Below are 1,974 nucleotides of genomic sequence, written 5' to 3'. Positions count from 1 at the left end.
GCCCGTCCGGCGCTTGAGGACGAGGCCGGAGGCCGATGGGGCGGGGTCTGGGGCGCAGCGCCCAGGGGACCGAGCCACGGACAAGCTCAGCGGCGCCCAGGGGACCGAGCCACGGACAAGCTCAGCGGCGCGGACCAGCTCAGCCCCCCGACGTATCCAACTCCGCATCCGCACTGACCCCCGCACAGTCGTACGGATCCTTCAGCCACCCGTCCGGCAGGACCACGCGGTTGTTGCCGGAGGTGCGTCCGCGCGGGCCGTCCGCGCCGGTGGGCCACGACTGGTCGAGGTCCAACTCGTCGAGCCCGGTGCGCAGTTCGGCGAGCGACGACGTGATCGCAAGCCGCTTCCGCATCTCGGAGCCGACCGCGAAACCCTTCAGGTACCAGGCCACGTGCTTACGGAAGTCGATGACACCGCGCGCCTCGTCCCCGATCCACTCACCCAGCAGCGTCGCGTGCCGCACCATCGCGTCCGCAACCACTCGGAGCGTGGGCTCGGCGCGCTCGGGGCGGCCCTCGAACGCCGCGACCAGGTCGGCGAAAAGCCACGGGCGGCCCAGGCAGCCGCGGCCCACGACCACGCCGTCGCAGCCGGTCTCGCGGACCATGCGCAGGGCGTCGTCGGCGGACCAGATGTCGCCGTTGCCCAGGACGGGGATCTCCGGGACGTGTTCCTTGAGGCGGGCGATGGCGTCCCAGTCCGCCGTGCCGCCGTAATGCTGGGCGGCGGTGCGGCCGTGCAGGGCGATGGCGGTGACGCCCTCCTCGACGGCGATCCGGCCCGCGTCGAGGAACGTGATGTGGTCGTCGTCGATGCCCTTGCGCATCTTCATCGTGACCGGCAGGTCACCGGCGCCGCTGACCGCCTCGCGCAGGATCGCGCGCAGCAGCGGGCGCTTGTAAGGGAGGGCCGAGCCTCCGCCCTTCCGCGTCACCTTCGGCACCGGGCAGCCGAAGTTGAGGTCGATGTGGTCGGCGAGGTCCTCCTCCGCGATCATGCGGACGGCCTTGCCGACGGTGGCGGGGTCGACGCCGTACAGCTGGATCGAGCGGGGCTTCTCCGTCGCGTCGAAGTGGATCAGCTGCATCGTCTTCTCGTTGCGCTCGACCAGCGCCCGCGTCGTGATCATCTCGCTGACGAACAGGCCCTTGCCGCCGCTGAATTCACGGCAGAGGGTGCGGAACGGCGCGTTGGTGATGCCCGCCATGGGGGCGAGCACCACGGGCGGCTGCACGGTGTGCGGTCCGACGGCGAGAGCGGTGGCGGGCTGCGCTTGCGTGCCCTGGGCGAGCGTGGTCATTCCCCCATTGTCGCGTACCGCCGCCGGGGCCCGGTCCGCCTGTGGATTGTTGTTAGTTAGCCGTACTAGTGGTCGTACCATGGACATCATGCCCGAGCTGAGTCACCGCCGACGGCTCCTCGTCCTGGCGATCTGCTGCATGAGTCTGCTGATCGTCAGCCTCGACAACACCGTCCTGAACGTCGCCCTGCCGTCCATGCGCGAGGACCTGGGCGCCGATGTCGCGGGCATGCAGTGGACCATCGACGCGTACACCCTGGTCCTCGCCTCGCTCCTGATGCTCGCGGGTTCCACCGCCGACCGGATCGGGCGCCGCAAGGTGTTCAAGACCGGGCTCGTGCTGTTCACGCTCGGCTCGGTGCTCTGCTCGCTCGCGCCGAACCTGGAGTCCCTCGTCGCCTTCCGGATGCTGCAGGCCGTGGGCGGTTCGATGCTCAACCCGGTGGCGATGTCGATCATCACCAACACCTTCACCGAGCCTCGTGCACGCGCGCGTGCCATCGGGGTCTGGGGCGCCGTCGTCGGTATATCCATGGCCGCCGGGCCGCTGGTCGGCGGGCTGCTCGTGGACTCGGTGGGCTGGCGCTCGATCTTCTGGATCAACCTGCCCGTCGGCCTGGCCGCCCTCCTCCTGACCATCCGGTACGTGCCGGAGTCCCGCGCCCCGAAGC

The 1,974-nt window shown here is 70.3% G+C and carries 2 protein-coding genes; one reads left to right on the top strand and one right to left on the bottom strand.

The window, feature by feature from the left end; genetic code table 11:
- Positions 1-139: 139 nt before the first annotated feature.
- Entirely contained in the window at positions 140-1,303 is a 1,164-nt protein-coding gene (gene dusB, locus GUY60_RS37245; RefSeq protein WP_161705930.1) for a tRNA dihydrouridine synthase DusB, read from the bottom strand.
- Between the two features lie 88 nt (positions 1,304-1,391).
- Between dusB and GUY60_RS37240 the strand changes: the two genes are divergently transcribed.
- The coding region (locus GUY60_RS37240; RefSeq protein ID WP_161705929.1) for an MFS transporter at positions 1,392-1,974 on the top strand (583 nt) is incomplete at its 3' end.

It is taken from the genome of Streptomyces boluensis, assembly GCF_009908195.1.
GTDB classification, from domain to species: Bacteria; Actinomycetota; Actinomycetes; order Streptomycetales; family Streptomycetaceae; genus Streptomyces; species Streptomyces boluensis.
This window is presented reverse-complemented; position numbering and strand designations above follow the sequence as displayed.

Coding starts and splice junctions, on each gene's coding strand:
- dusB (WP_161705930.1), bottom strand. CDS start 1,303: ATGACCACGCTCGCCCAGGGCACGCAAGCGCAGCCCGCCACCGCTCTC.